The organism is Microvirga aerophila, from assembly GCF_003332305.1.
GTDB classification, from domain to species: domain Bacteria; phylum Pseudomonadota; class Alphaproteobacteria; order Rhizobiales; family Beijerinckiaceae; genus Microvirga; species Microvirga aerophila.
Window position 1 is genome coordinate 75,545 of sequence record NZ_QOIO01000004.1, and the last position, 26,627, is coordinate 102,171.

Here is a 26,627-nt window from a genome sequence, read left to right on the forward strand (position 1 = left end):
ATTCGATCGGATGTTTCGTTTCTTTTCATGGGTTCGGGGTTGAGGCTTGCCTTTGAGCGGGTCACAGGTCATCCCTGTGCCCTGCTCAAGGAGCCTTTTAATGAACGCCTCCGTGTCGATCCCGTCTGTTATGAATCTCCGGCCGGAGGCGGAACTCGCTCCAACGAGCGGCATCGTCGACGTGTTCAATTACGGGCGCAACCGACAGGGGATCATTCCGCTCTGGGTCGGCGAGGGCCACCTGCCGACGCCGTCCTTCATCTGCGACGCGGCGGCACGCTCCCTGGCGGCCGGCGAGACGTTCTACACCTATCAGCGCGGCATTCCCGAACTGCGTCAGGCGCTGGCCAGCTATCATGAGCGGCTCTATGGGGCGCCGGTGGACCCTGAGCGCTTCTTCGTGACGTCCGGCGGAATGCCGGCCATTCAAATCGCCATGCGGATGATCGCCGGCGTCGGCGACGAGGTGCTGATATCGACGCCTGCCTGGCCCAACTTCGGGGGCGCCATTTCGATTTCCGGCGCCCGGCCCGTGGGCGTTCCCATGAACTTCGACCAGCGTGGCTGGAGCCTCGATTTCGAGCGCCTCGAGCAGGCCATCACGCCTCGCACCCGCGCGATCGTCATCAACTCCCCGGCCAACCCCACGGGCTGGACCGCAAGCCACGACGACCTCCGGGCCATCCTCGATCTCGCCCGCAAGCACGGCATCTGGATCGTCGCGGACGAAATCTACGGCCGCTTCATTTACGACCCGACCCTGACGGTAGATGGCCGCGCGCCCTCGTTCCGGGACGTGATGACGCCTGAGGACCGCATCCTCTTCATCCAGACATTCTCGAAGAACTGGGCCATGACAGGCTGGCGCATCGGCTGGCTCGAAGCCCCGCCGGCGTTGGGCCAGATCATCGAGAACCTGATCCAGTATCAAAGCTCCGGCACGCCGGTGTTCTCCCAGCGCGCTGCCGTCGCGGCCCTGGAACAGGGCGAGGATTTCGTCGCCATGCAGATCGCCAATGCCAGGACTGGACGGGATATCGTCGGGCATCTCGCCGAGACGGGTCTCGTCGATCTGCCGCCGCCGAGCGGGGCCTTCTACTCGTTCTTCCGGATCAGGGGCGCCAGGAACTCCAACGAGATCGCCTTCCGGCTCGTCGACGAGGCCAATGTGGGTCTGGCGCCGGGCTCGGCTTTCGGCGAAGCGGGGGAGGGGTACCTGCGCCTGTGCTACGCCCGCAGGGCCGAGGATCTCGAGGAGGCTGTCCGCCGCATCAGCGCCGCCCTGCCGAAGCTCGTAGCCTGATGCAGAGCACGAGCCCTTGGCCGACGCATGGCTTGCCCGCGCCAAGGACATTTGACCTCGGGCCTCTTGGGGTTCATTGACCGCCGCGGGGTCTGTTGCGGGCTCCGCCATTTCGTCATGCACCCGATCCTTGCGAACCTCACCCAGATCCTGATCGCCGGCCTTGGCGGGCTTGCATTCCACATGCTCGGGGTGCCCGCAGCTTGGCTCTCGGGCTCGGCGATCGCCGTTGCCCTGTGGGGCCTGACCGGATGGGCCGTGCCCATGCCCCGGGCCCTCGCCGATGCCGCGATGCTGATCTCCGGCGCCACCATGGGAGCGGCCGTCACGCCTGCGGCCCTTGCGGCCATGGCCCGTTATCCGTCGAGCCTGGTCCTTCTGGTGATTGCCGTCGTGGCGATTTCATCCGCATCGGCCCTCTGGCTCACCCGGGTTTCTGGCTGGCGCAGGGACGATGCGGTGCTGGCCTCCGTGCCCGGAGCCCTTTCGACGGTGCTGGCCATCGCGGCCGACCGGAAGGCGGCAGTGGCGCCGATCGCCATCGTGCAGAACCTGCGCTTGTTCGTGCTGATCGCACTCCTGCCCAGCATCGTGGTCTTCACCGGCGGGGGACAGAACACAGGCGCACTCATCGGTGAGGAGCAGCCCATCGCAAGCCCCGCCGGCATGGCTTTCGTGCTTCTCGGCGGCCTTGCCGTGGGGGCGATTTTCAAGGCACTCAAGGTGGCGGCTCCGATCCTGCTCGGGGCGACCGTTGCGAGCACCGTGAGCCATGCTGCCGAATGGGTCACCGGCGTCATCCCGCCCGTGATCGCAACGGGCGGCCTTGTGCTGATCGGGATCTTCATCGCCGAGCGCTTCCGCAACCTGCAGCGATCGACCCTCAAGAAGAGCCTGCTGGCCGGCCTCGGCTCTTTCGCGATCGGCATGGGAGTCGCGGTTTTCTTCGCAACCCTCGCATCCTGGGCGGCCGGGGTGAGCTTCGCCGACGGGCTCGTGGCCTTCGCGCCGGGCGGGTTGGAGGCCATGACGGTGCTGGCCCTGATTCTGGGGCTCGACCCGCTCTATGTGGGGATACACCACCTCGTCCGCTTCCTGGGGATCGGGCTCGTGGTTCCCTTCGTGGTGGCCTGGCTGCAGCGAGGCGATCCCCCGCAGGCCTGACAAGGATTCAGCTCTTCGGGTTCCGCAACCGCTCGACCGCTTCCATGCGGGGCTTTGCGGTCTCCCAGAGATGCTTTGTGACCGCCGCCACCAGGGCTTCCGTCAGCAGCATCAGGCCCGCCGAGGAGTCCCAGTTGGACGGAACCGTCACATGCGCGGGAAGGATGTGACGGGCCACCCGGGCGATGGGCGAGAGCCAGGGGTCTGTGAGAAGCACCACCGTCGCGCCCTGCTTGGCAGCCGCCTCCGACAGGGCGATCACGTCTTCCTGGTAGCGGCGGATGTCGTAGGACACGATCACGTCCTTGCGGCCGATCTCGATCATCCGGTCGCGCCAGAGGGCCGGCTGGCTCTCGATGAAGTGCACGTCGCTGCGCACGATGCGGAAATGGCTTTCCGCATAGCGGGCCAATGCTCCGGTGAAGCGCCCACCGGTGAAATGAATGTGTCGGCGCCGGTCGCTCAGCAGGGCCACGATCGCGTCGAATTCCGTCGGCGCAATGTTTTCCACGGTCGCTGTCAGATTCGCGATCACCGCCTCGGCAAAGGACGACAGGGCCGGCGCGCCGTGGCTTTTGTCCCCTGGACTTGCCTTCGCCAGGGGGGAGAGGAGCTGTGCCTCCAGTTCCTCGCGCAGATGCTTCTGGAACTCGGGAAAACCGCTGAAACCAAGGCGCGTGACGAAGCGCAGGGCCGACGGAGCCGAGATGCCGGCCCGGGAGGCGAATTCCGCCACCGTATCGAGTCCCGCAAAGGGGTAGTGGCTCAGGAGCAGATGCGCAGCCCGCTTCTCGCTCGGCGTGAAGGCGTCCATCTCATGACGAATGCGTTCCGCAAGGCTTGAGCCATCGGCCGAAGCAACATTGTTTCCACTGCGCATGTCTGAAGATCCACAACCCTGCCTTGACTGTTGACGAAAGCCGTATCAGAAATTTCAAGACAATAAAAACATGAATGGACGTACCAAACGTTCAAATAGGGGTGCCAGCCTGCCCGCAGCAGGTTAACGGAGGACCGCATGGAGCATGCGAGTCGCAGAGCCGCCGATGCCCGGCCAGCTGTTCAGGTTGGAGAGCCGGTTGCTCGCATTGACAATGCCCAGGGCGCTTCCCCCATCCTCCTCATCTGCGAGCATGCCTCCAACACCCTTCCAAGTCGTTACGGGACCCTGGGCTTGAGCCCATCCGAGCTTGAGAGCCACATTGCCTGGGATCCGGGGGCGCTCGCGGTCGCCCAGGACCTGTCGCGACTGCTCGATGCGCCGCTCATCCACGCGACCGTGTCGCGCCTGGTGCTCGATCTCAACCGGGATCCTTCCGCGCCTGATTCGATCACGACCTTGAGCGAGCGCACGACGATCACCGGCAATCTTGATCTGGGTCCGGAGGAGCGCGCCCTGCGCGTCAGGGAGGTCTACGACGCTTTTCACGACGCCGTCGACGCTTTCACGGAGGCCCGCAGGGCGGCCGGACAGGTCAGCGCTGTTGTTTCCGTCCATTCGTTCACGCCGGTCTATCGCGATGTTCAAAGGCCTTGGGAGATCGGGCTCATCTTTGACCGGGACGAGCGGTTCGCCCGCAGCGTGGAATCCGGCCTCAGGCAGGATCCTGCTCTGACCATCGGCATGAACCAACCCTATTCACCAGCAGACCGGGTGTTCCACACCCTGGAGCGCCACGCAGAACGGCGCGGTCTCGCGTCTCTGATGATCGAAATCCGCAACGACCTGATCCGCACGGAAGACGGACAGGCGTCGTGGTCGAAACGTCTTGCGCCTCTGTTGAGGGAGGGAGCGCGGACGCTGTGAAGACGAGAATGGCGCAGGGTGTGCCATGGCTCAGGGGACAGACTTATTCTTGGAGGAAGAGTCGATGTCAGTTGGTCAAGAGAGTACAGGGGCTCACGCCCCGCCGGCAGGAGCGCAGGGCGCCGCGGGCATTACCTATACGACAGTGGACGACAGCTATTTCGAGGCCCGGCGTCTCAAGCGCTATGCCCGCGTGTGGTCCCTCTGGGCGCTCGGCGTCGGAGCGGTGATCTCCGGTCACTATTCGGGCTGGAACCTCGGGTTGACGCAGGGCTTCGGCTCGATGTTCTTCGCCACCATCATCATCGCCACCATGTATCTCGGCCTGACCTTCTCGCTGGCCGAGATGTCGCCCGCTCTTCCACATACGGGCGGAGCGTACTCCTTCGCCCGTACGTCGATGGGCCCATGGGCCGGCTATATCACGGGCATCGCGGAGAACATCGAGTTCGTTCTGACGCCGGCCGTGATCGTGTTCTTCATCAGCTCGTACCTGTCGGCGATCTTCGGCACGGCGCCGGGTTTCCAGCCGGTCTACTGGGTGTTGTGCTACGCCCTGTTCGTCGGCCTCAACATCATCGGCGTCGAACTCTCGTTCCGCGTCACGGTGACGGTGACCGTCATGGCTCTTGCGGTGCTGGCGGCCTTCTATCTGTCGGTTCTGTTCTCCGGCCAGCTGGACTTCTCCCGCTGGGCGCTGAACATCGGTTCCGATGGCGCGGAACTGCCGAATGGAAACGGGCCGTTCCTGCCCATGGGGGTCGGTGGCGTTCTGGCGGCGCTTCCCTTCGCGGTCTGGCTGTTCCTGGCCATCGAGCAGCTGCCCCTGGCAGCCGAGGAGTCGCACGATCCGCAGCGTGACATGCCCAAGGGCATCATCGCCGGCATCCTGACGCTGATCGTCTCGGCCTTCCTCGTGCTGTTCCTGAACACCAGCATCGCGCCGGGCGCGGTGGGCCTGGGCAAATCGGGCGAGCCGCTTCTTGACGGGTTCCGCACCTTGTTCGGCTCCGACATCGCCAAGATCTTGGCGGCCATCGCGGTGATCGGGTTGATCGCATCGTTCCATACGATCATCTTCGCGTTCGGAAGGCAGATCTACTCGCTCTCGCGGGCGGGCTATTTCCCGAGCTTCCTTTCGGTGACCCACGGAGCTCGCAAGACGCCTCACGTGGCGTTGATCGCGGGCGCCGTGATGGGCCTTCTGGTGATGCTGGTCATCTGGTTCTCGGTGGGCGCCGAGGCGGGTGCCGGCGTCATCGGCGGCACGCTTCTCAACATGGCGGTCGCAGGTGCGATGCTCGCATACTTTATGCAGGGCATGTCCTACATCGTCCTGAAGAAGAAGTTCCCGAACCTCCATCGGCCTTACGTGAGCCCGTTCGGCATCGCAGGCGCAGTGGTCTGCATGGTCATCGCCGCCGTGACGCTCTACTTCCAGCTCACGGATCCCGTGTTCCAGAAGGGCGTTCTCGGGGTGGCGATCTACTACGCGATCATGATGGCCTACTTCCTCGTCCATGGACGTCACAAGCTCATCCTCTCGCCCGAGGAGGAATTTGCCCTTACAAAGGGACAGAGCGAGTACAAGTCCTATTGATGTTGCAGGGGAGCGCGCCTCGGGCGCGCTCCCGTCTCCCTCATTCCGTTAGGTTCCTGCATGGACATTCCCAAGATCAAGACGGCCGCCGACGCAGTGGCCTATGTGCGCAGCCGCGATCTGCCGTTCGTGAAAGTCGGCATCGTCGATACGGACGGCATCATGCGCGGCAAGTACATGGCGCGCGACAAATTCGAATCCGCTCTCGAGAAGGGTTTCGGGTTCTGCGACGTGGTGCTGGGTTGGGACTCGAACGATCAGCTCTACGACAACACCAAGCTGACCGGCTGGCACACCGCCTATCCGGATGCGCCGGTGCGCGTGCTGCCGGAGACCATGCGGCTCATTCCGTTCGAAAACGATCTGCCGTTCTTCCTGGCCGAGTTCGATGGCTATGCGGAGGATGCCTGCCCGCGCGGCGTGCTGCGACGGGTGCTTAAAAAGGCCGAAGACATGGGCTATGCGGTCTCGGCCGCGGCGGAGTTCGAGTTCTTCCTGTTCGAGGAGACGCCGCACTCCGTTCGCGAGAAAAGCTACCGCAATCTGAAGAACATCACGCCGGGCTTCTTCGGCTATTCAGTACTGCGCGCCGGCGTCCACGCGGATTTCTACCACGAGCTCCTCGACGTCGCGAACAAGATGGATTTCGAGATCGAAGGCTTGCATACGGAAACTGGACCGGGCGTGCTCGAAGCCGCGATCCGTGTCGACGATGCCCTGAAGGCTGCCGACAAGGCGGCCCTGTTCAAGACCTTCACCAAGATCATCGCTCAGCGGCGAGGCTGGATGGCCACCTTCATGGCCAAGTGGTCGCGCGACTGGCCCGGCCAGTCGGGCCATCTGCATACCTCCCTGCAGGACATCAAGACCGGCAAGGGCGCGTTCTACGACCCCAAAGGTCCGCATTCCATGTCGGACGCCATGCGCTGGTTCGTCGGCGGCCAGCAGCAGCTGATGCCGGAACTTCTCGCCATGGTGGCCTGCACGGTGAACAGCTACACCCGGCTCATTCCGGGCTTCTGGGCGCCCACGGATTCCGCCTGGGGTGTGGAGAATCGCACGACGGCCCTCCGGGTCATCCCAGGTTTCGAAAAGTCTCAACGCGTCGAGTACCGGGTCGCGGCGGCCGACATCAACCCTTACATCGCGCTTGCGGCCGCGATCGGCTCAGGGCTCTGGGGCATCGAGAACAGGGTCGAGCCGGGCGAGCCGATCCAGGGCAACGCCTATGCGGTGGAGCACCCGAAGGAGAGGGCCCTGCCGCGTTCGCTGGGGGAGGCGGCTGAGCGGTTGAAAGCGTCGCAGGCCGCTCGTCAGCTCTTCGGCGACACCTTTGTTGACCATTACGCCGCGACGCGCGAATGGGAAGAACGCGAGGCCCGCAAGGCCATCACGGACTGGCAGCTCGCCCGTTATTTCGAGATCATCTAAAAGCAAGATCATGGCCGATACCGATATCGTCTGCATTTCCCCCGTCGATGGGCGCGAACTCGTACGCCGTCCGATCATGTCTGAGGCCGCGATCGAGGCAGCCGTCAAGGCGGCCCGCGAGGCGCAGCGAGAGTGGCGCAACGTGCCCCTCCCGGAGCGCGCCAGGAAGGTGGAGGCCTTCCTCGATGCGCTGCTCGCCATGAACCAGGAGGTGGTGCCCGAGATCGCCCAGATGATGGGCCGTCCCGTGCGCTACGGCGGCGAGTTCCGCGGCGTCGAGGAGCGGGCGCGCTACATGATCCGTATCGCGGAGCAGAGCCTGAGGCCTATTCCGGCCGATGACGAAAAGCCGGGATTCCGCCGCATGATCAAACGCGAGCCTGTCGGCCTCGTGCTCGTGATCGCGCCCTGGAACTATCCGTATCTCACGGCCATCAACACCATCGTGCCCGCGCTCATGGCCGGCAACGCGGTTCTCTTGAAGCACGCCTCGCAGACCCTGCTCGCGGGCGAGCGTTTCCAGATGGCCATGGACCGTGCCGGCATGCCCAAGGGTCTGTTCCAGAACCTCGTGCTGAGCCATGACCAGACAAGCCGCATCTTGGGTGCGGGCCTCGTGGATCATTGCAACTTCACCGGCTCGGTCTCCGGCGGGCGTTCCATCGAGCGCGCGGCGGCAGGCTCCTTCACGTCGCTCGGACTCGAGCTCGGCGGCAAGGACCCGGCCTATGTGCGCCAGGATGCCAACTTCGACCATGCTGTCGAAAACTTGGTGGATGGCGCGTTCTTCAATTCGGGCCAGTGCTGCTGCGGCATCGAGCGCATCTATGTGCACGAGAAGCACTATGACCGCTTTGTCGAGGGCGCAGTCGATCTCGTGAACAGGTATGTTCTCGGCAATCCGCTGGAGGAAGCGACGACGCTGGGTCCAATGGCGCACAAGCGCTTTGCGGACCTCGTGCGCGAGCAGAATGCAGAAGCGGTTGCGAAAGGCGCAAAGGCGCATATCGATGCCCGGAAGTTCGCGGCGGATGTAGGCGACACCGCCTATCTGGCGCCGCAGGTGCTCACGAATGTGGATCACTCCATGAGCGTCATGCGCGAGGAGAGCTTCGGTCCCACCGTCGGCATCATGAAGGTCAGCGGCGACGAGGAAGCGATCCGTCTTATGAATGACTCGCCCTACGGTCTCTCGGCCGCCATCTGGACCTCCGACGTGGATGCGGCGGAAGCCATCGGCGAGAAGCTTGAAACCGGCACCGTCTTCATGAACCGCTGCGACTATCTCGATCCCGCCCTTGCCTGGACCGGCGTGAAGGATACGGGCCGCGGCGCGAGCCTGTCGCGGCTGGCCTACGAGTCGCTCACCCGTCCGAAATCCTACCACCTGCGCCACGCGCTTTGAGTTTTGACATGACCGCTTCTCCCCGCTCCAATTGGAACTACCCAACCCCGGTTCGCTTCGGCGCAGGCCGTATCTCTGAGCTGGCGGAGGCCTGCCGATCGGTGGGCATGTCGGCTCCTCTCATCGTCACCGATCCGTTCCTGGCGACGCAGCCGATGACGAAGGCGGCGCTCGTTCAGCTCGGCGCCGCAGGCCTCAAGGCCGCGATCTTTTCGGACATCAAGCCGAACCCGGTCGAGACCAATGTCTATAAGGGTCTCGAAGCTCTCAAGGCCGGTGTGCATGACGGCGTCGTGGCCTTCGGCGGCGGATCGGCGCTCGACGCCGGCAAGGTCATCGCCTTCATGGCAGGCCAAACCCGCCCCATGTGGGATTTCGAGGATATCGGCGATTGGTGGACCCGGGCGGACCCCAAGGGCATCCTGCCGATCATCGCGGTGCCGACCACCGCCGGCACCGGCTCGGAGGTAGGCCGCGCGGGCGTTATCACCCAGGAGGCCACCCACACCAAGAAGGTGATCTTCCATCCTCTCATGATGCCGAAGATCGTGATCTGCGATCCGGAGCTTACGGTCGGCATGCCGCCCCACATTACGGCCGGAACGGGCCTCGATGCGCTGGCTCACTGCATCGAGGCCTATTGCGCGCCCGGCTATCATCCGATGGCGGACGGAATCGCGGTCGAAGGCATCCGCCTCGTGAAGGAGTATCTGCCGCGCGCCTATAAGGACGGTAAGGATATCGAGGCCCGCGCCAACATGATGTCCGCCGCCGCCATGGGCGCCACCGCGTTCCAGAAGGGCCTGGGAGCGATCCACGCGCTTTCGCATCCGGCGGGCGCGCTCTACGACACGCACCATGGCCTCACCAACGCGGTCTTCATGCCCTACGTGCTGGTCTATAACCGCGAGGCGATTGAACAGAAGATCGAGCGCCTTGCCGCCTATATCGGCCTCGAGGCTTCGTTCCAGGCTTTCCTCGACTGGGTATTGAAACTGCGTCGGGATCTCGGCGTGCCGCACACCCTGGAGGGCCTGAAGATCGACAATGCCCGCTTCGACGAGATGTCCACCATGGCGCCCGACGATCCGACGGCGGGCGGCAATCCGGTGCCGATCACGAAGGAAAGCGCTCGCAAGCTCTACGAGAGCGCACTGGCCGGCCAAGTTTAAGCCGGGCATATGACCATAAAAAAGAGCGCCGTCGGTTGATGACGGCGCTCTTTTTGTTTCTCGCGCTCGACCGCTTTACGCAGCCGCCTTGGCTTCGACGGGAGCCTTGCGCTCCGCGCGCAGGGACTTCAGCGCCTCGGTCCAGCGGTAGAGTTCGTCCAGCATCGTCGCGGCGGACGTCTTGTAGATGTCGAGGGGCTTGAGATTGCCGTTCTCGTCGAGGTGCTGGAACACCATCGGCATGGGCACGCCTTCCGGGATCGGCATCATCTTGAGCGTCGTCAGGAGCTGCTTTTCGGCTTGCGCCGCGCGCAGGCCGCCGGAGATGCCGCCATAGCTCACGATGCCGGCGGGCGCATAATTCCATTCGCGGGAAAGATAGTTCAAGGCGTTCACAAGGGATGGCGGCGGGCCATAGTTGTACTCCGGCGTCACGAACACGAAGGCATCGGCAGCTTTCACGCTCTCGGCCCAGGCCTTGGTGTGGGCGTGCTGGTAAGACTGCTTCATGGGATGCTCGGGCTCGTCGAAGATCGGCAGGTTGAAGTCTGCTAGATCGACCAGAACCGGCTCGAACTTGCCATGCTCGGCGGCGAACTCGTTAAACCATCTGGCAACGCTGGGGCCGACGCGACCGGGGCGGGTGCTGGCGACGATGGTGTGAAGCTTGAGCGTCATCTTGTTTCCTGAACTTGCCGCGAGGCGAGAGGATGATTAAGTTACGATTTGTGACTGACGCTCATTTGGTAACTTTTCCACGAAGCCGCAAGGAGGCACTTTTTTGGAACTCGGGCACATGAATGTAACCGGCGACTGCAAGACCGTGACCGGTGTCCTGTCGCGAATCGGCGACAAGTGGAGCGTTCAGGTCGTGGTCCAACTCGGCCAAGGGCCAAGACGTTTCAATGAGTTACGGCGCATCATCGGCGACATTTCGCAACGGATGCTGACCCTGACCCTGCGTGGTCTCGAGCGGGACGGGCTAGTGACACGCACGGTCTATCCGACCATTCCACCTCGGGTCGAATACAAACTCACAGAGCTGGGTTGCTCCCTGCTCATGACTGTGCGCGGCCTCGGTGACTGGGCTCGGCAACACCATCATGAGATTGCGGAGGCTAGGCGCCGTTACGACCAGGGAGCCTCGGAGGGTGAGGCAGACGCGGCCTAAGGTTCTCTGCCGTCACCCTTTCAAGTGACTGTCCAAGACGTCCCAGAGCGCCTGGTCGTGGAAGGTCTCGATTGTCAGATCCGCACCGACCTCCCTCATCTCGTCTGCCGAGAGCCCTGTCAGCACGCCAAACGAGAAAAGACCTGCCGCCTTGGCGGCCTTCATGCCCGAAGGGGAATCCTCGAACGCGATGGCTTCGCCTGCCTGAAGGCCAAGCCTTTCCAGCGCCGTCAGGTAGGGCAGGGGATCCGGCTTTCCTCGCACCACTTCCTCGATGGTGATCTTGACCTCAAACCGCTCCGCAATGCCGAGAGCGTCAAGCATGTGGGTAGCATTCAGAACTGGAGCGTTGGTCACGAGCGCAATCTTGAGACGGTTCTCCTCGGCCCAATCGAGAACGTCGAGGAGCCCATCCAGGGGCTTCAGGTCCAAAGCCAGTCTGCGGAAGGCCGCCTCCTTGAGCTCCGCCAATTCCTCGTGCTCGTCAACGCTATGGCTGGGGAGCAGAGAGGCAAAGATCGACTCGTTTGTGCGTCCGATGATGGATGAGCGATAGGTCTCTTCGTCGATCACGACCCCTTGCGGCCCCAGGATTTCGGCAAAGGCCTGCAGGTGAACCGGGTCGCTGTGCACCAGGGTGCCGTCCATGTCGAAAATCAAGGCTTTGAGCATCGGGTCGTCTCGTTCGTGGAAACCAGGGGCTGCCAGTTGGAATCTGGCCTTTGCCTTATAGATAAATCGGCTGACGATAAACTGTTACCGCACACGGTGCCCCGTGATGGACCAGGAAATGTCCCCCCGCGTTTCGAGGCCCTGGACCGGAATGGTCCGCCGGCTGCGGGAACTCTATGAAGGGAATACCCACGAGGCGCATCAGTTTCGCTATGCCCTGCTGGTCTTCGACGTCACGACGATCCTGTTCATCGTCGTTTCATCCTTCCTGCCGCGGTTCCAGGCGCTGGAATGGTTCGACGTCATCATCGGTTGCGTGGTTCTGGCGGATTTCATCGCTCGCCTCGTCATCAGCCGGAACCGGTGGAAGGACTTCATTCATCCTGCCACCCTGGCGGACGTAGCCGCGATCATCTCGTTCCTGGCCCCGGTCGTCGGCGAAGGCATCGGATTCTTGCGGATCCTCCGCACATTGCGGTTGTTGCATACCTATCAACTGCTCGCGCGCCTGCGTGCGGACAGCGTCTTCTTTCGCCGCAATGAGGAATTGATCATCGCATCGGTCAATCTAGGCGTCTTCATCTTTGTCATGACGGGCTTCGTTTTCGAGACGCAACGCTGGACGAACACGAAGATCGGCAACTACATCGACGCGCTTTACTTCACCATCGCAGCTCTGACCACCACGGGCTTCGGCGACATCACGCTCACGGGAACGTGGGGACATCTGCTGTCGGTGGTCATCATGATCTGCGGCGTGACGCTGTTTCTGCGCCTCGTGCAGGTTCTGCTGAGGCCTAATAAGGTACGCTTTGCCTGCCCCGCCTGCGCCTTGCAGCGGCACGACCGGGATGCGGTTCATTGCAAGGCTTGCGGGACGATCCTGAACATTCCCGACGAAGGCGCGATCTAACGCTCAAGCCCCAGGAATAATGGCGACTCCGCGCTGAAGCGCGAACGAGATCGCAACCGGAGTGCCGGGAGCGATAGGTTCCTTGCGGCCATACTGGACCACGAACAATTCGCCAATCGGGCTCTCGACCTCGTACTCGATCTGGGTGCCGAGGTAAGAGGCCTTCCGCACCGTGCCGGAGACGGCGTTCGGCTGCGCCATGGTCTCGTCGAGGAAGATCGCGTCCGGCCGCACCGCGAGCTTCACCGGGCCTTTCATCACGCCGCGATGCGGCAGCTCTATCCGCAGGCGGTCGATCTGCACGTGCGCCTGCGGGCCAGCCAGATCTACGACCGCACCGGTCAGGATGTTGGCGTCGCCGATGAAGTCGGCCACGAACAGATCCGCCGGCTCCTCATAGAGTTCCCGCGGCGTGCCGGTCTGAGCAATCCGGGCATTCGACATCACGATGATCCGGTCGGAGACGGCAAGCGCCTCCTCCTGATCATGGGTGACATAAGCGACCGTCAGGTTGAGGTTCTGCTGCAGTTCACGGATATCCTCGCGGACCCGGCGGCGCAGCTTGGCATCGAGATTCGAGAGCGGCTCGTCGAAGAGAAGCACCTGGGGCTCGAGCACGAGCGCGCGCGCCACCGCGACCCGCTGCTGCTGGCCGCCGGAAAGCTCGGACGGAGCGCGCTTTTCGAGGCCCGTGAGACCCACGAGGGAGAGCTTCTCCATCGCCATCGCCACGGCATCCTTCTTGGAAGCGCCTTGCACTGTGGGGCCGTAGGCCACGTTCTCCAGCACCGACATGTGCGGGAAGAGGGCATAGGACTGGAACACCATGCTCACATCCCGGTCGGCCGCGGAGAGGTTCGTCACGTCACGGCCGCCGATCAGGATCTGCCCGGCGCTTGCCATTTCAAGCCCCGCGATCATCCGCAAGGTCGTGGTCTTGCCACAGCCCGAGGGGCCGAGGAGCGTGACGAGCTGGCCGGGCTCAATCACGAACGAGACGCTGTCCACGGCGGTGACGCTGCCATAGCGCTTCGTGACGTTTCGGAACTCGACCGAAGCAGCCTGCTTTTTCAACATGGCGGAGGGACCCAAGGGAGTAACGGAGGTCATTTGGTTCACGGCAGAGCCTCGACGGCGACGGCAGGAGCGTTCGCGGCGGCAGACCGGCGACCGAGACGCCGCTCGCCGACCGCAAGCTGGATCGCCACGATAGCGAGCAGCATGACGAGGATGAGCGCGGTGGAGTAGGCGATGGCAAGGCCGAACTCGCCTGCCTCCACGCGGCCGACGATATAGGTCGTCGCCATGTTGTACTCCGCGGTCACGAGGAAGATCACGGCGCTCACGGCCGTCATCGCGCGGACGAAGGAATAGACCAGGGAAGCCACGATGGCCGGCCGCAGCAGAGGCAGCACCACGCGCCGCATTGTCGTGGCGGACCGCGCTCCGAGGGTGAGCGATGCTTCGTCGAGGCTCTTGTCGATCTGGCTCAGGGTCGCGATGCCGGAGCGCACGCCTACGGGCATGTTGCGGAACACGAAGCACATCACGAGGATGAAGCCTGTCCCGGTAATCTCGATCGGCGGAACGTTGAAGGCGAGGATATAGGACACGCCCACCACCGTACCAGGGATGGCAAAGCTGAGCAGGGTGCCGAACTCGAAGGCGCGCTGGCCCGAGAAGCGCTGGCGCGTCAGGAGATAGGCGGTCAGGAGGCCGATGGCCGCCGTGAGTGGGGCGGAGAGCGCCGCGACCTTCATGGTGGCGAAGAAGGAATCCCACGCGGAGCCGGAGAAGTAGAGGCCGCGCTCGGTCCCCTCGATCCGGAAGGCCGTGATGAAGTGCTCGAGCGTCGGTGTGTAGTCGCGGCCCATGGAGCGCACGAATGCGCCGATCACGATGATCACATAGATGGCGAGCGTGAAAACCGCCCAGGGGATCGCCGTGAGATAGGAAGCCAAAGCCACCCGCCGCGGGAGGGGCAGGGGAATGCCCGCATCTCCCTTGCCGGTGACGGTGGTGTAGACCTTCTTGCCGAGCCAAGCATGCTGAAGCCAGAAGGCCCCAAGGGTGAAAGCCAGAAGGATGATGGACAAAACCGCTGCTCGGCCCTGATCCTGTTGCGCCCCGACGACCGCGAAGAAAATCTTGGTCGACAAAACCTCGTAGTTGCCGCCGAGGACGAGAGGATTTCCGAAATCCGCAAGGCTTTCCACAAATCCCAGCAGGAACGCGTTAGCGAGGCCTGGACGCATGAGCGGGAGCGTCACAGTCAGGAAGGTCGTCCAGCTCTTGGCACGTAGGGTTTGAGACGCTTCCTCCAGGGTCGGGCTGATGCCCTGGACCACCCCGATCAGAACCAGGAACGCGATAGGCGTGAAAGCCAGGAGCTGTGCGATGAGGATGCCCGGCAGACCATAGATCCAGCGCGAACGCGGGACGCCGAACCACTCGAACAGAACCGCCGAGAGCGCGCCGGAGCGTCCGAACAGCAGGATCAGCGCAAGTCCAATCACGAAAGGCGGCGTGATGATGGGCAGAACACTCATCACGCGCAGGAGCTTCTTGTAGCGGAAGGCCGTGCGTGTCGCGATGAGCGCGAAGGCAAGGCCCAGGGCCGTGGTGCCGAAGGCCACGAGCACGCCGAGGAACAGGGTGTTCCAGGCCACGCCGCAACGCAGTTCGCCTGTCAGACAGTCGAGCCCCCAGATCGACCGATCCATGAACTTCGTCAGGAACGTCAGCGGCGCGAAGTTTCCGCCGTCGTCCGCGAAGGCACTGGCCAGAATGGTGCTGACGGGAAAGAACACGAAGATGACGATCAGGGCGATCACAACGCCGATGGACGAAGTCACAAAGGCGTCGCCCCTGCACCAGCCGCGGGCGGCCAACCCATGGCACAGGATGATCAGGAAGGCGCTCGCCGTCAGAGCGGCCCCGAACCCCATGCCGTCCTGGCTCGGTCCGGGATCGGCGAACACCTTCAGGGCGTCTACGGTCCAGCCGTTGAGGCCGATCAGGAAGCCCTGAAGAACGACCAGGGCCAGTCCCAACAGGCCCGAGGCGACGAGCCAACTGCTTCCGACCGGGCGGGATCCCGCCAAGGCCGGTCGCAGGGCCAGGAGAAGCGGCACGAGGATCGGCAGGAGCCACCAGGCTCCCGCGAGTCCCCGCACGAGACCCGACCCGCCCACGAAGTAGTCCGTGAGGGAGGGAGCTGCTCCTCTCTCAAAGCCGTACCAGGGCAGGAGCACATAGCCGACCCAGCCCAAAACGATCCAGCCAACGGTGGCCCGTGACATGCCTGTTCTCTCGCGAAGGCCGGAGCAGAGGCAGACTCTGTCCCGGATAGGTGCCTAATGCGCTCGGCGAAACGAGGTCTTTCCGCCGAGCGGGACTTGCCGCCAGACTATTTCGGCAGGTTCTTCACCTCTGCGTCCCACTTGGACAGCAGGCGCTTGCGCTCTTCCGAAGAGCCGTACTTCGCGAAATCGAAGTTGATCAGCTTGATCTCGCTGAGCTTCGGCGCTTCGGCCGGAACCGGAGTGCTCTTATTCGAGGGCACCTGATAAGACTTGGCCTCGGCTCCGATCTTCTGGGCTGCGGGCGTCAGGGCCCAATCATAGAACTTCTTGGCGTTATCCAGGTTCTTGGCGCCCTTGATGATCGACATGGAGCCGATCTCGAAGCCGGTTCCCTCGCATGGAGCGACCACCTTGATGGGAGCCTTGTCCACCACCATGGTGACGATGTCGTGCATGAACGCGATGCCGACGGTAGTCTCGCCCAGGGCCATGGCCTTGGCCGGCGCGGCGCCGGACTTGGTGTACTGGTTGACGTTCTTGTGCAGGGACTTCAGGTACTCGAAGCCCTTGTCCTCGCCCATGAGCTGCACGATGGTGGCGAGCAGGGTGTAGGCCGTGCCGGATGAGTTCGGGTCGGCGACCTGCACCTCGTCCTTCAGCTTGGCGCCGAGGATGTCGGCCCAGCACTTGGGTTCGGGAATGCCGTTCGATTTCACGAGCTCGGTGTTGTAGCCGAACCCGAGCGCACCCGAATAGATGCCGACCGTGCGGTTCTTGGACTGCTCCCACTGGCGAACGGCCCAGTCCTGTAGCTCGCCCATCTTCGGCGATTTATATTCCACGGTCAGGCCCTCTTCGGCCGCCTGCATGTGGGGATCGCCCGTGCCGCCCCACCAGATGTCCGCGCGGGGATTGGCGGCTTCCGCCTTCACCTGGGCGAACACTTCGCCGGCGCTTTTGCGGGTCATGGAGACCTTGACGCCGGTTTCCCGCTCGAAGGCGGTGGTCATGGCGCGGCACCATTCTTCCTGCACGCCGCAATACATGACCAGCGCGCCCTGCGCCTGAGCCGTGCCGGCGGACATGAAGGAGAAGGCCGTAACCGTGCCTGCCAGCATGCTGGCAGCGATGAGATGTCTTCTTTTGCTCATAAACTGATCCTCCCGTTGGATTTATTTGTTTTTGTTTGGCTGGCTAAGCTCCATCCATTGCGTCTGCCGGTCAAGAGCTTTGCCGAAGTTTTGAAGCTGCCTTTTAGGATAACGAGGCGCGGCCTGAGGACTGCCTGCCGGGAGGGAGGCGCTTCGGACGCGTCACACCCCGTCCCCGGCGGCCTTGGCAAGCTCACGGCTCCTTGGCAATTCCGGTTGCGGCGATCAGAAGATCCGCCAGTTCCGGCGTGCAAGCGAGGACGGGGTTACCCTTTCGTAAGCCGTCTTTGGCCAGGAAATTGTTGGTCCAGCCGCCAGCCTCCTCGATGATGAGAAGAGCCGCCAAGACGTCCCAGGAATTGATGTGGAGCTCGCAATAGGCGTCAATCCGCCCATCCGCCACATAGGCGAGGCCAAGGGTTCCCGAGCCTGCCCGGCGTACGTTCGCGCCAGCCGCCTTCAGATTCTCCACCACGGCAATGTATGGGTCGTGGGCGAGGCGGGAGGACCAACCGGCTTCGACGGTCGCTTGGCGGATCTGGGAAAGGCCGCTCACGCGGATCGGTTCGCCGTTGAGGCGCGCGCCGCGGCCCCGCAGAGCGGTGTAAACCTCGTTCTGCATCACGTCGTAGACCACGCCGATTTCGGTCCGGCCGTCGCGAACGAAGGCGATCGAAATGGCGAAATGGGGAATGCCGCGGGCGAAGTTCGCCGTACCGTCGATCGGGTCCACGACCCATACATCGCTCTCGAAGGAGCCGCCTCCCTCTTCGCCGAAGAAGGCATCGTTGGGGAAGAGCTCGTGCAACCGGGCTCTGATCAGCTCCTCCACCTCGGCATCCGTCGCGGTCAGGAAGTCCTGATGGCCCTTGAAATCCGGGAGCTGCGAGCGCGGTCGCTCGAGAAAGCACCTGCGAGCCAGAAGGCCGGCCTCCCAGGCCGTTGCGCAGGCCGCTGCGAACCTCGTTTCCAAACCGTCCGTCGTCATGGCTTCCGTTCGCCTCCCAGGATCAAAAAAGCCTGCTCGCTATCGTCAGGCCGTCATCGTCATCTGCCAGATTTGCGTGAATCTGCCTTCGGGGCGAAAGACAATGTCTCCATGACCCGCTGAATTGATCCTTTATTAGCCGGCTTCAATCAACTAGGCTGCTAGCAACATCGTCAGGAAATCCCCACCCTTTCCGAATGCCCAAGAGCCCAAAAGAACAGTTCTGCCAAGTTGCGGCTCTCCCTTTCCGGATCAAGGACGGTAGGATCGAGGTCCTTCTCGTGACGTCGCGGGAGACCAAGCGTTGGCTCATCCCCAAGGGCTGGCCGATGAAGGGTAAGAAGCCCCATAAGGCGGCCGCCCAGGAGGCGGTCGAGGAGGCGGGGGTCAAGGGAGAGATCAAGCCGAAGCCTCTCGGCCATTATGATTATTGGAAGCGGCGGGCAGCGCATTTCGATCTGTGCCGGGTCGATGTCTATCCGCTCGAGGTCTCGAAACAGCTCAGCTCCTGGCGCGAAAAGGGGCAGCGCGACGCACGATGGTTCGACGTGGAGGAGGCGGCCCATCAGGTGCTCGAGCCTGCTCTTGCCCAGCTTATCCTCAGCCTGCCGGAAAGCCTCTGACAGCACCGGCGTTTGGAGCCATCATCCCGATTTTTGCCGGGCGTAAGGGAACGCAAAGGCATCCAAGAAGTCTTTCCTCTGTCGACGGGCCGCCGGGGCTCGGCCATCCGTGACTCACGATGAAGGGGAGACGACTTATGAAAGCTCTGCGCTGGCATGGAAAAGGCGACATCCGCTGCGATACCGTTCCGGATCCGCAGATCGAACAGCCCCGCGACGCAATCATCAAGGTCACCAGCTGCGCCATCTGCGGCTCCGATCTCCACCTGTACGACCACTTCATGCCGGGCATGAAGAAGGGCGACATCATGGGCCATGAGTTCATGGGCGAGGTCGTCGAGGTCGGGCAGGAAGCCAAGAGCAAGCTCAAGGTCGGCGACAGGGTGGTCATCCCCTTCACCATCATCTGCGGCGAATGCGATCAGTGCAAGCGTGGGAACTTCTCGGTTTGCGAACGCACGAACCGCAATGCCGAACTGGCCGCCACGGCCTTCGGCCACACGACGGCAGGCCTGTTCGGCTATACCCATCTGACCGGCGGCTATCCGGGCGGACAGGCGGAATATGTCCGCGTTCCCTTCGCCGATACCACGCACATCAAGGTTCCGAATGGATTGACGGACGAGCAGGTGCTCTTCCTGGGAGACATCTTTCCGACCGGATGGCAGGCAGCCGTGCAGTGCGATATCCAGCCGACCGATACGGTTGCGATCTGGGGCGCCGGACCGGTCGGCCAGATGGCGATCCGCAGCGCCATTCTTCTTGGCGCCAAGCAGGTCATCGCCATCGACCGGTTGCCCGAGCGTCTCAGCATGGCGAAAGCGGGCGGAGCGATCACCATCAACTTCGATGAGGAGAGCGTCATCGAACGGCTCAATCAACTTACCCAAGGTAAGGGGCCGGAGAAGTGCATCGACGCCGTCGGCATGGAATCGCATGTGTCCCTGCGCCAGCCTGACACGATCTATGATCGCGCCAAGCAGGCCGTGATGCTGGAGAGCGACCGGCCGCACGTGCTGCGCGAGATGATCTATGTCTGCCGTCCCGCCGGCGTCATCTCCGTTCCGGGCGTTTACGGCGGCCTCGTCGACAAGCTCCCGTTCGGCGCCGTCATGAACAAGGGACTGACGATCCGCACGGGGCAAACCCACGTGAACCGCTGGAGCGACGATCTCCTGCGCCGCATCGAGGAAGGTCAGATCGATCCGTCCTTCGTCATCACGCATACGGTGGGCCTCGAGCAGGGGCCCGAGATGTACGAAATCTTCCGTGACAAGAAGGACGGCTGCATCAAGGTCGTTCTCAAAACCAGCTGAGGTGCCGCCATGGCTCATCATCGCGAAGGCCGGTCTCACGGCCATCACAACAACTCTTCGGCCCACGCTCTCGCACAGGGTCTAGGATGGTTCAGCATTGCGCTTGGCGCCATCGAGGTCTTTGGCGGCCGGAGCGTGGCCCGCTGGCTTGGCATGGAGCAGCATGAAACGCTGATCCGCGCCTATGGGGTACGCGAGATCGTCAAGGGCGTCGGCATTCTGACGTCGAAGGATCCGACGCCATGGGTGTGGGGCCGCGTCGCCGGCGACGCGCTCGATCTTGCGACCCTGGGCAAGGGCCTCAGCGATCCGAGGGCTCACCGGGACAACGTCATGATTGCCATGGGCGCGGTCGCCGGCGCCACGGCGCTCGACATCTACTGCGCCAACGCCCTCACGGGGGAGTCCGACAGGTCGAACAGAGAGCAGCGCTGGGACTACAGCGATCGGAGCGGGTTGCCCCGGTCGCCGAACGAGATGCGGGGCGCCGCAAGGGATTTCGAGATGCCGCGCGACATGCGCATCCCCGACGCGCTGCGACCCTGGACGCAGCCTCAGGCGCCCGGAACCCCGCAGCCGTCCATGTAGGATACATGCTGCCATATGGCGAAGCGTGTCTTCACGATCGGCTATGAGGGAGCGGATGTTGACCGCTTCCTCATGGCTTTGAAGGACGCAGGCGTAGAGACGCTTGCGGATGTCCGGGCCGTGGCGCTTTCGCGAAAGCGCGGGTTCTCCAAATCCGCCTTACGCGACGCGCTAGCGGGTCAGGACATCGGCTACCGTCATTTCAGAGAACTCGGAACTCCCAAGGAGGGGCGTCAGGCGGCGCGGGCAGGCGACAGCGCGCTGATGCGGCGGATCTACTGCGAGGAGGTGCTGACCTCGGCTCCGGCGCAGGATGCCTTCCGGGAACTCGCAGTCCTGGCGGGCGATCAACCTATCTGTCTCCTGTGCTTCGAGCGGGATCCGGAAAACTGCCATCGCCGCGTTCTGGCGCAACGGCTGGCCGAGCAAGGCTGGGAGATCGTCGATCTCACTGTCTTGTAAGTCGCCTTGACAAGGTCTTTGCGCGGCGTTCCGTTGTCCCCAGCGAACCCCGAGCGCAAAGAACATGAATGCGATCATCACGGCCGTCAGTTGCAGCCTGCGCCACCGCTTCGGCAAGCAGAACCAGATGAGCATTCGCCTCGTGAAGGGATTGGGCGTCGAAGGCGATGCGCATCGAGGCGCGACCGTGAAGCATCGCTTCCACGTAGCAAAAGATCCGAGCCAGCCAAATCTGCGCCAAGTGCATCTCATTCATGCCGAACTGTTCGACGAGCTGCAGGCACAAGGCTTTCACGTTTCGGCCGGCGAGCTTGGTGAGAATGTTACTACCCGGGACATCAATCTTCTTGCGCTGCCGAGGGGAACGCGGCTCCACCTTGGCGGCGAGGCCGTGATCGAGGTGACGGGCCTGCGCAATCCTTGTGTCCAGATCGATCGCTTTCAGAAAGGCCTGATGAAAGCACTGTTGGGACGTGACGGCGAGGGACGTCTCGTGCGCAAGTCTGGCGTGATGGCGATCGTCGTCGAAGGGGGCGACATCGGGCCGGGCGATCCGATCCGGATCGAACTCCCGCAAGGGCCGCATCATGCGCTTGAATGCGTCTGAATCACGCCGGTTCTCGCCCGTTACTGTCCCCGGTTGCCAATTCGACGTGAATACGTTACATATTCGTCAGGTTTAGCTTTCAAGCGAGGGAGGACTGCATGGCTGTCGTATGCTTGCCGACCATTCCTCCCGTCATCGAGCCAGCACCAAAGCGTTAGGCCGGACGAAGCGGGACCACCGGGTCCTGTACCCTTAAACCTTCCCCACGACCGACATTGAGAGCGATACCGGGCGCTTGCTGAAAGCGGCTTCTACTCATCGCTCCTCCGGACTTTCAAGGAGAGGCACGCCTTTGTGCTGCCTGGCCGAACGATGACACAGCAGATGAAGAACGGGGATTCAACCCGTGATGTATTGAGCTTCACATTCCGTCATTGGCGCGAGGAGCCGCGTTACGTAGCGCTTGTCGTCACCACCATGATGGTTTCCACTCTGGCCGACGTGTTCATGCCGGTCTTTGCCGGACAACTCGTGGACGCGATTGCGGCGGGCAGCGTCAGCCGCGAGGCTGCGCTGCATACGGCGATGGTCGCTTTCGCGGTCATGACGGGCCTCGGCCTCCTGACCATCGTCATGCGGCACCTGGCCTTTTATGGCATCGTTGAGCTGACCCTGCGCGTCATGTCACGGGTGGCGCAGGACGCGTTTGCCCGCGTGCAGCGTTTCTCGACGGACTGGCATGCCAACAGCTTTGCGGGCTCCACCGTGCGCAAGATCACGCGCGGCATGTGGGCGCTCGATCTCATGCACGATACGCTTCTGCTGGCGCTGCTCCCATCGCTTGTGGTGCTGCTGGGTTCGATGGTCGTGCTGGGCCTGCACTGGCCGGTCATGGGACTCGTCATTGCCATCGGAACCGTCGCGTACATCGTCATGACGGCGTTCCTTGCAACGCATTACGTTGCGCCGGCGACGCGGCTTGCGAACACCTGGGACACGCGCATGGGCGGCACCCTTGCGGACGCCTTGAACTGCAATGCGGTGGTCAAGGCCTTCGGCGCGGAGACGCGGGAGGATGCCCGCCTGCTGCGCGTCCTCGATAAGTGGGAAAGCCGCACCCGCCGGGTCTGGCAACGGGGCACCAACAGCGGAACCGTGCAGTTCATCGCCTTGCTCGGCATCCGCGCCGCGATCATCGGCACGGCGTTGTGGCTCTGGTGGCGCGGTCAGGCGACGCCGGGCGATCTGGCTTATGTGCTCACGACCTATTTCGTGATCCACGGCTACCTGCGCGACGTCGGCATGCACATCAACAATCTTCGTCGCTCCGTGAACGACATGGAGGAGCTCGTTGCCATCCATGCCGAGAAGACGGAGGTGAAGAACGGGCCGGACGCCAAGGTGATCCGGATCACGCGCGGCGAGATCCTCTTCGATCATGTGGACTTCCACTATGCCGGCCACGCGACACCGCTCTACCACGACCTCTCGCTGAACATCCGCGCAGGCGAGCGGGTGGGACTCGTCGGGCCGTCCGGGTCAGGCAAGACCACCCTCGTTAAGCTGATCCAGCGTCTGTACGACGTCACGGGCGGCCGGATCATGATCGACGGTCAGAACATAGCCGAGGTGAAGCAGTCGTCGCTCCGCGGTCAGATTGCCATCGTGCAGCAGGAGCCGATCCTGTTTCACCGCTCGCTTGCGGAGAACATCGCCTATGGGCGTCCGAGCGCCAGCATGGTGGAGATCGAGCGCGCCGCGCAACTCGCCAACGCCCATGACTTCATCATGCGTCTGCCGAAGGGCTATGCGACCCTCGTGGGCGAACGGGGCGTGAAGCTCTCGGGCGGTGAGCGCCAGCGGGTGGCCATCGCTCGCGCATTCCTGGCCGATGCGCCGATCCTGATCCTGGATGAGGCGACCTCCGCGCTCGATTCCGAGTCGGAGACGCTGATCCAGCAAGCCATGGAAAGGCTCATGGAAGGCCGTACCTCCATCGTGATCGCCCACCGCCTTTCGACGGTGCGGGCTCTTGATCGCATCATCGTGTTCGACAAGGGGCGAATCGTGGAGGAAGGCTCCCATGCAAGCCTGTACGGCAGGGGCGGCCTCTATCGCCGCCTGTGCGACCACCAAGGGCTCATGTTCACCCGGCCGGACATGGCGGCGGAGTGAGTTCTGTTCCGTCTAAGGGCGGTTCGTTCGACTGCCCCTGGACAAGTGCAGGCGGGCTTCATAAATCAGCCTGATGTTCCAGACCGCAGCTCTTCCAGCGTCCGCCAGCAAGCAGGACGTTTACGCTTCCCTCGCTCAGCAGCTCTCGGGGTTGCTGGAAGGTGAACCGGATGCCATTGCGAACGCCGCCAACATGTCGGCCCTGCTCTATGATCTGCTGCCGGATCTGAACTGGGCCGGCTTCTACTTCATGCGCGGGCCGGAACTCGTCCTGGGGCCGTTCCAGGGCAAGACCGCCTGCGTCCGCATTGCGGTCGGGCGGGGCGTGTGCGGCACGGCGGTGGAGCGGAAGGCCTCGATGGTCGTGCCGGACGTTCATGCGTTCCCGGGCCACATCGCCTGCGATAGCGCCTCCCGGTCCGAGCTCGTGGTGCCTCTCGTCAAGAATGGGGAGGTCCTAGGCGTTCTCGATCTCGATAGCCCGAGCCCGGCCCGTTTCGACGAGGTGGACCGCCAGGGCTGCGAGCAGCTGGTCCAGATTTACCTGAACGCCTCTGAGCTCCCTTAGCGGCGCCGGACCATCCAGAGCAGTCCACCCTGTGGGCCGCCTCGGGTCCCTTTCTTGAGGCCCGTTTTGCGTGCTACTAATGGTCAAGCCGTCCTGTGCGGCGAAACCGGATGCCTTTCATGGATGATGGGCGATGCAGCGCGTGACGCAGAAGTCCATTGGCTGGTCTCTCCAGGCTGTCGTCGCGCTGGTCTTCACCCTGATCGTCCTGGCAATCTCGGCCGCGCTCATCGGCTTCAACCATCAGCAGTTGACCACGCTTACCCTTCGCGACGCCGAGGGCGACTTTCAAAGGATCGCCGGGAACGTCAGGAACGAGCTCGCCGGCAGCCTGCGGATTGCCGGATCCGTCCTCGATACCGCCACCCTGACCATTGATCCCGAATTGCCCCCGGAGCAACTCGCCACGACCCTGACCCTGGTGCTCAAGGATCTCGAAAAGGTTCTGCCCGCCGCCATGGGCATCTTCGTGGGCCGGCCCGATGGCACCCATGTGGTCACCCAGCTCATCGATGACGCGAAGCCTCCGGAGATCAGCACGGATCTCAAGGACGGCGTGTACGCTTTCATGATCGTCGAGCCTAGCCCCGACGGGCAGATGGTCCGCTGGATCGTTGCCGACCAAGACGGCAGGGAAGTTCGCAGGATCGCCCCACAGCCGACGGCCTTCGATCCCCGCAAACGTCCTTGGTATGGCTTCGGCCTGGCGAGTCCAGGCACGGTTCTGACGCCCCCTTATCGCTTCGGCAACGTGCCGGAGGCCGGAATCACCCTGGCGCGGGAGGCCCGACAGAAGCCCGGCGTGGTGTTTGGCGTCGACATGACCCTGGCGAGCCTCGACCAGTTTCTGGACCGGCTGCGGTTTCCGCCGGAGTTGGAACTCCTGGTCTTCGATGCATCCGGCGCCTTGATCGCGCATCCCCACGGCAACTCCTACCGCATGATCCGCCAAGCCGATCAGGAGAACAGGCTGCTGACGGTGGACGACTTGAAATCGCCGCTTCTCAGCGGCATGTACAAGGTCTTCCAGGAGGCGCCCGGACAGCAGGAGCGGAATGCATCCTTCACCGTCAACGGCGAACGCTATTTCGGCCGCACGGAGAAGGTGGGCGACGGCTTCGATAATCTCTTCATCAGCCTTGCCGTGCCCTACGACACGATGATGGGACCGGCCGAACAGATCCGCTTGAGCCTTCTGGTCATCAGCGGCGGCTCCGTCATCTTCGCGCTGCTGATCGTCCTGCTGGCATCCCGCCACCTGGCGCTGCCTTTGAGGCGCGCCACCGGCGATATCCGCCGCATCATGAAGTTCGAGTTCGGACAGACGCAGCCGGCCCAGTCCCATGTGATCGAGGTGCAGGAGCTGTCCCGCGCCATCGACACGCTCGAACTCGCCCTGCGCAATTTCATGCGCTATGTGCCGGCCGCTCTCGTGCGCCGCATTATCGGGCGCACCTTTTCGTCCGAACTCGGCGGAAAACGTCAGCCCGTCACGCTGCTGTTCACGGATGTGGCGGGCTTTACCACCATGGCGGAAGGCCTTGATCCCGAGCAGGTCATGTCCAAGACCTCTCGCTACTTCAGCGAGGTGGGGGCCGAACTGGTGCGCTCCGGCGCGACGATCGACAAGTATATCGGCGACAGCATCATGGCGTTCTGGAACGCGCCCGAGGAGCGCGAGGATCACGTGGCCCTTGCGTGCCTCGGGGCCCTGCGCGCCAGTCGTCGCCTGGACCATCTCAATGCCGAGTTTATCACTGAAGGCGGAGCTCCCATGCCGACGCGGTTTGGGCTTCACACGGGCGAGGCCGTGGTCGGCAATGTCGGGTCCGTGGATCGGATCAACTATACGGCTCTCGGCCACACGGTGAACATGGCATCCCGACTCGAGAAGCTGAACAAGCGCTATGGGACAGCCATTCTGGTCAGCGAGGCGGTGCGCGAGGCCACGAAGGACCAGTATGTGTTTCGCTATGTGGACAAAACGGTTCCGGACGGGGCCCACCAGCCGATCGCCGTGTATGAACTCCTTGGCGCGCTCGACCCCGACGAGCCGGAACTGAAGGCGCCGGCCGACCGCCTCGAGACACTGCCCGCCTGGGAGCAAGCCCGTTCGAGCTATGACTCCGGGGACTGGAGAGGTGCGTGCTCCAAACTCGACGAGCTTGCCGCCATCGCGCCCGGCGATCGGCTTTTTCAGGTTTATCTGCAACGCTGCCATGCTAACCTGCAGCCTTCGCAGGCCGAATGACGTTCAGGCCGGGCT

The 26,627-nt window shown here is 63.2% G+C and carries 24 protein-coding genes; 17 read left to right on the top strand and 7 right to left on the bottom strand.

Features of this window, described 5'->3' with window-relative positions:
• Positions 1-100 precede the first annotated feature (100 nt).
• Both DRB19_RS03805 and DRB19_RS03810 read left to right on the top strand, forming a co-directional pair.
• On the top strand, positions 101-1,303 hold the full coding sequence (locus tag DRB19_RS03805) for a pyridoxal phosphate-dependent aminotransferase (RefSeq protein WP_114184709.1): 1,203 nt from the start codon (positions 101-103) through the stop codon (positions 1,301-1,303).
• A 117-nt stretch (positions 1,304-1,420) separates the two neighbouring features.
• Positions 1,421-2,467 (top strand): AbrB family transcriptional regulator, encoded by a 1,047-nt coding sequence (locus DRB19_RS03810; RefSeq protein WP_114184787.1) that lies wholly within the window; start codon positions 1,421-1,423, stop codon positions 2,465-2,467.
• Positions 2,468-2,474: 7 nt separating this feature from the next.
• Here the strand turns inward: DRB19_RS03810 and DRB19_RS03815 are convergent, their stop codons facing one another.
• On the bottom strand, positions 2,475-3,347 hold the full coding sequence (locus DRB19_RS03815) for a MurR/RpiR family transcriptional regulator (protein ID WP_114184710.1): 873 nt from the start codon (positions 3,345-3,347) through the stop codon (positions 2,475-2,477).
• A 138-nt stretch (positions 3,348-3,485) separates the two neighbouring features.
• Between DRB19_RS03815 and DRB19_RS03820 the strand changes: the two genes are divergently transcribed.
• The 5 genes from DRB19_RS03820 to DRB19_RS03840 all read left to right on the top strand — a co-directional run bounded on the left by DRB19_RS03820 (position 3,486) and on the right by DRB19_RS03840 (position 9,882).
• The gene (locus DRB19_RS03820) at positions 3,486-4,274 is read left to right on the top strand and encodes an N-formylglutamate amidohydrolase (RefSeq protein WP_114184711.1); all 789 of its coding nucleotides are present in this window, start codon (positions 3,486-3,488) and stop codon (positions 4,272-4,274) included.
• 64 nt (positions 4,275-4,338) lie between these two features.
• The gene (locus tag DRB19_RS03825; RefSeq protein WP_114184712.1) at positions 4,339-5,874 is read left to right on the top strand and encodes an amino acid permease; all 1,536 of its coding nucleotides are present in this window, start codon (positions 4,339-4,341) and stop codon (positions 5,872-5,874) included.
• Positions 5,875-5,934: 60 nt separating this feature from the next.
• Positions 5,935-7,305 carry a glutamine synthetase family protein gene (locus DRB19_RS03830; RefSeq protein ID WP_114184713.1) on the top strand — a complete coding sequence of 457 codons (1,371 nt, stop codon included), beginning with the start codon at positions 5,935-5,937 and terminating at the stop codon, positions 7,303-7,305.
• Between the two features lie 10 nt (positions 7,306-7,315).
• Complete coding sequence (locus tag DRB19_RS03835) at positions 7,316-8,710, top strand: aldehyde dehydrogenase family protein (protein WP_114184714.1); 1,395 nt, start codon at positions 7,316-7,318, stop codon at positions 8,708-8,710.
• 8 nt (positions 8,711-8,718) lie between these two features.
• Complete coding sequence (locus DRB19_RS03840) at positions 8,719-9,882, top strand: iron-containing alcohol dehydrogenase (RefSeq protein WP_114184715.1); 1,164 nt, start codon at positions 8,719-8,721, stop codon at positions 9,880-9,882.
• 75 nt (positions 9,883-9,957) lie between these two features.
• On the opposite strand, the gene DRB19_RS03845 is transcribed toward DRB19_RS03840, so the two are convergent.
• Positions 9,958-10,560 (bottom strand): NADPH-dependent FMN reductase, encoded by a 603-nt coding sequence (locus tag DRB19_RS03845; protein ID WP_114184716.1) that lies wholly within the window; start codon positions 10,558-10,560, stop codon positions 9,958-9,960.
• Between the two features lie 118 nt (positions 10,561-10,678).
• Here DRB19_RS03845 and DRB19_RS03850 point away from each other — a divergent pair, with 118 nt between their 5' ends.
• Entirely contained in the window at positions 10,679-11,053 is a 375-nt protein-coding gene (locus DRB19_RS03850; RefSeq protein ID WP_114184788.1) for a winged helix-turn-helix transcriptional regulator, read from the top strand.
• Positions 11,054-11,065: 12 nt separating this feature from the next.
• Here DRB19_RS03850 and DRB19_RS03855 read toward each other — a convergent pair whose 3' ends face one another.
• Positions 11,066-11,725, bottom strand: coding sequence for an HAD family hydrolase (locus DRB19_RS03855; protein WP_114184717.1), 660 nt, complete (start codon positions 11,723-11,725; stop codon positions 11,066-11,068).
• Positions 11,726-11,843: 118 nt separating this feature from the next.
• On the opposite strand from DRB19_RS03855, the gene DRB19_RS03860 reads away from it, so the two are divergent.
• The gene (locus DRB19_RS03860) at positions 11,844-12,638 is read left to right on the top strand and encodes a potassium channel family protein (RefSeq protein ID WP_245439268.1); all 795 of its coding nucleotides are present in this window, start codon (positions 11,844-11,846) and stop codon (positions 12,636-12,638) included.
• A 3-nt stretch (positions 12,639-12,641) separates the two neighbouring features.
• On the opposite strand, the gene DRB19_RS03865 is transcribed toward DRB19_RS03860, so the two are convergent.
• The 4 genes from DRB19_RS03865 to DRB19_RS03880 form a co-directional block, all read right to left on the bottom strand.
• Positions 12,642-13,715 carry an ABC transporter ATP-binding protein gene (locus DRB19_RS03865; RefSeq protein ID WP_114184718.1) on the bottom strand — a complete coding sequence of 358 codons (1,074 nt, stop codon included), beginning with the start codon at positions 13,713-13,715 and terminating at the stop codon, positions 12,642-12,644.
• Between the two features lie 38 nt (positions 13,716-13,753).
• Positions 13,754-15,940, bottom strand: coding sequence for an ABC transporter permease (locus tag DRB19_RS03870; RefSeq protein WP_114184719.1), 2,187 nt, complete (start codon positions 15,938-15,940; stop codon positions 13,754-13,756).
• Positions 15,941-16,047: 107 nt separating this feature from the next.
• Positions 16,048-17,094, bottom strand: coding sequence for an ABC transporter substrate-binding protein (locus DRB19_RS03875; protein ID WP_114184720.1), 1,047 nt, complete (start codon positions 17,092-17,094; stop codon positions 16,048-16,050).
• Positions 17,095-17,287: 193 nt separating this feature from the next.
• Positions 17,288-18,082: an inositol monophosphatase family protein gene (locus DRB19_RS03880; RefSeq protein ID WP_114184721.1), complete on the bottom strand. Its 795-nt coding sequence runs from the start codon at positions 18,080-18,082 to the stop codon at positions 17,288-17,290.
• 197 nt (positions 18,083-18,279) lie between these two features.
• On the opposite strand from DRB19_RS03880, the gene DRB19_RS03885 reads away from it, so the two are divergent.
• The 8 genes from DRB19_RS03885 to DRB19_RS03920 all read left to right on the top strand — a co-directional run bounded on the left by DRB19_RS03885 (position 18,280) and on the right by DRB19_RS03920 (position 26,612).
• Positions 18,280-18,705, top strand: a complete 426-nt coding sequence (locus DRB19_RS03885; protein WP_114184722.1) for an NUDIX hydrolase — start codon at positions 18,280-18,282, stop codon at positions 18,703-18,705.
• A 137-nt stretch (positions 18,706-18,842) separates the two neighbouring features.
• A complete protein-coding gene (locus DRB19_RS03890) occupies positions 18,843-20,021 on the top strand; it encodes a zinc-dependent alcohol dehydrogenase (protein ID WP_114184723.1) in 1,179 nt (392 codons plus the stop codon).
• A 9-nt stretch (positions 20,022-20,030) separates the two neighbouring features.
• Entirely contained in the window at positions 20,031-20,609 is a 579-nt protein-coding gene (locus DRB19_RS03895; protein WP_114184724.1) for a cyclase dehydrase, read from the top strand.
• Between the two features lie 15 nt (positions 20,610-20,624).
• A complete protein-coding gene (locus DRB19_RS03900) occupies positions 20,625-21,071 on the top strand; it encodes a DUF488 domain-containing protein (RefSeq protein WP_114184725.1) in 447 nt (148 codons plus the stop codon).
• Between the two features lie 64 nt (positions 21,072-21,135).
• Positions 21,136-21,678 carry an MOSC domain-containing protein gene (locus DRB19_RS03905; protein ID WP_114184726.1) on the top strand — a complete coding sequence of 181 codons (543 nt, stop codon included), beginning with the start codon at positions 21,136-21,138 and terminating at the stop codon, positions 21,676-21,678.
• Positions 21,679-21,990: 312 nt separating this feature from the next.
• Positions 21,991-23,793: an ABC transporter ATP-binding protein gene (locus DRB19_RS03910; protein ID WP_114184727.1), complete on the top strand. Its 1,803-nt coding sequence runs from the start codon at positions 21,991-21,993 to the stop codon at positions 23,791-23,793.
• A gap of 73 nt (positions 23,794-23,866) precedes the next feature.
• Positions 23,867-24,361 carry a GAF domain-containing protein gene (locus tag DRB19_RS03915; RefSeq protein ID WP_114184728.1) on the top strand — a complete coding sequence of 165 codons (495 nt, stop codon included), beginning with the start codon at positions 23,867-23,869 and terminating at the stop codon, positions 24,359-24,361.
• A 133-nt stretch (positions 24,362-24,494) separates the two neighbouring features.
• Positions 24,495-26,612 (top strand): adenylate/guanylate cyclase domain-containing protein, encoded by a 2,118-nt coding sequence (locus DRB19_RS03920; RefSeq protein ID WP_114184729.1) that lies wholly within the window; start codon positions 24,495-24,497, stop codon positions 26,610-26,612.
• The last annotated feature ends 15 nt before the right edge of the window (positions 26,613-26,627 follow it).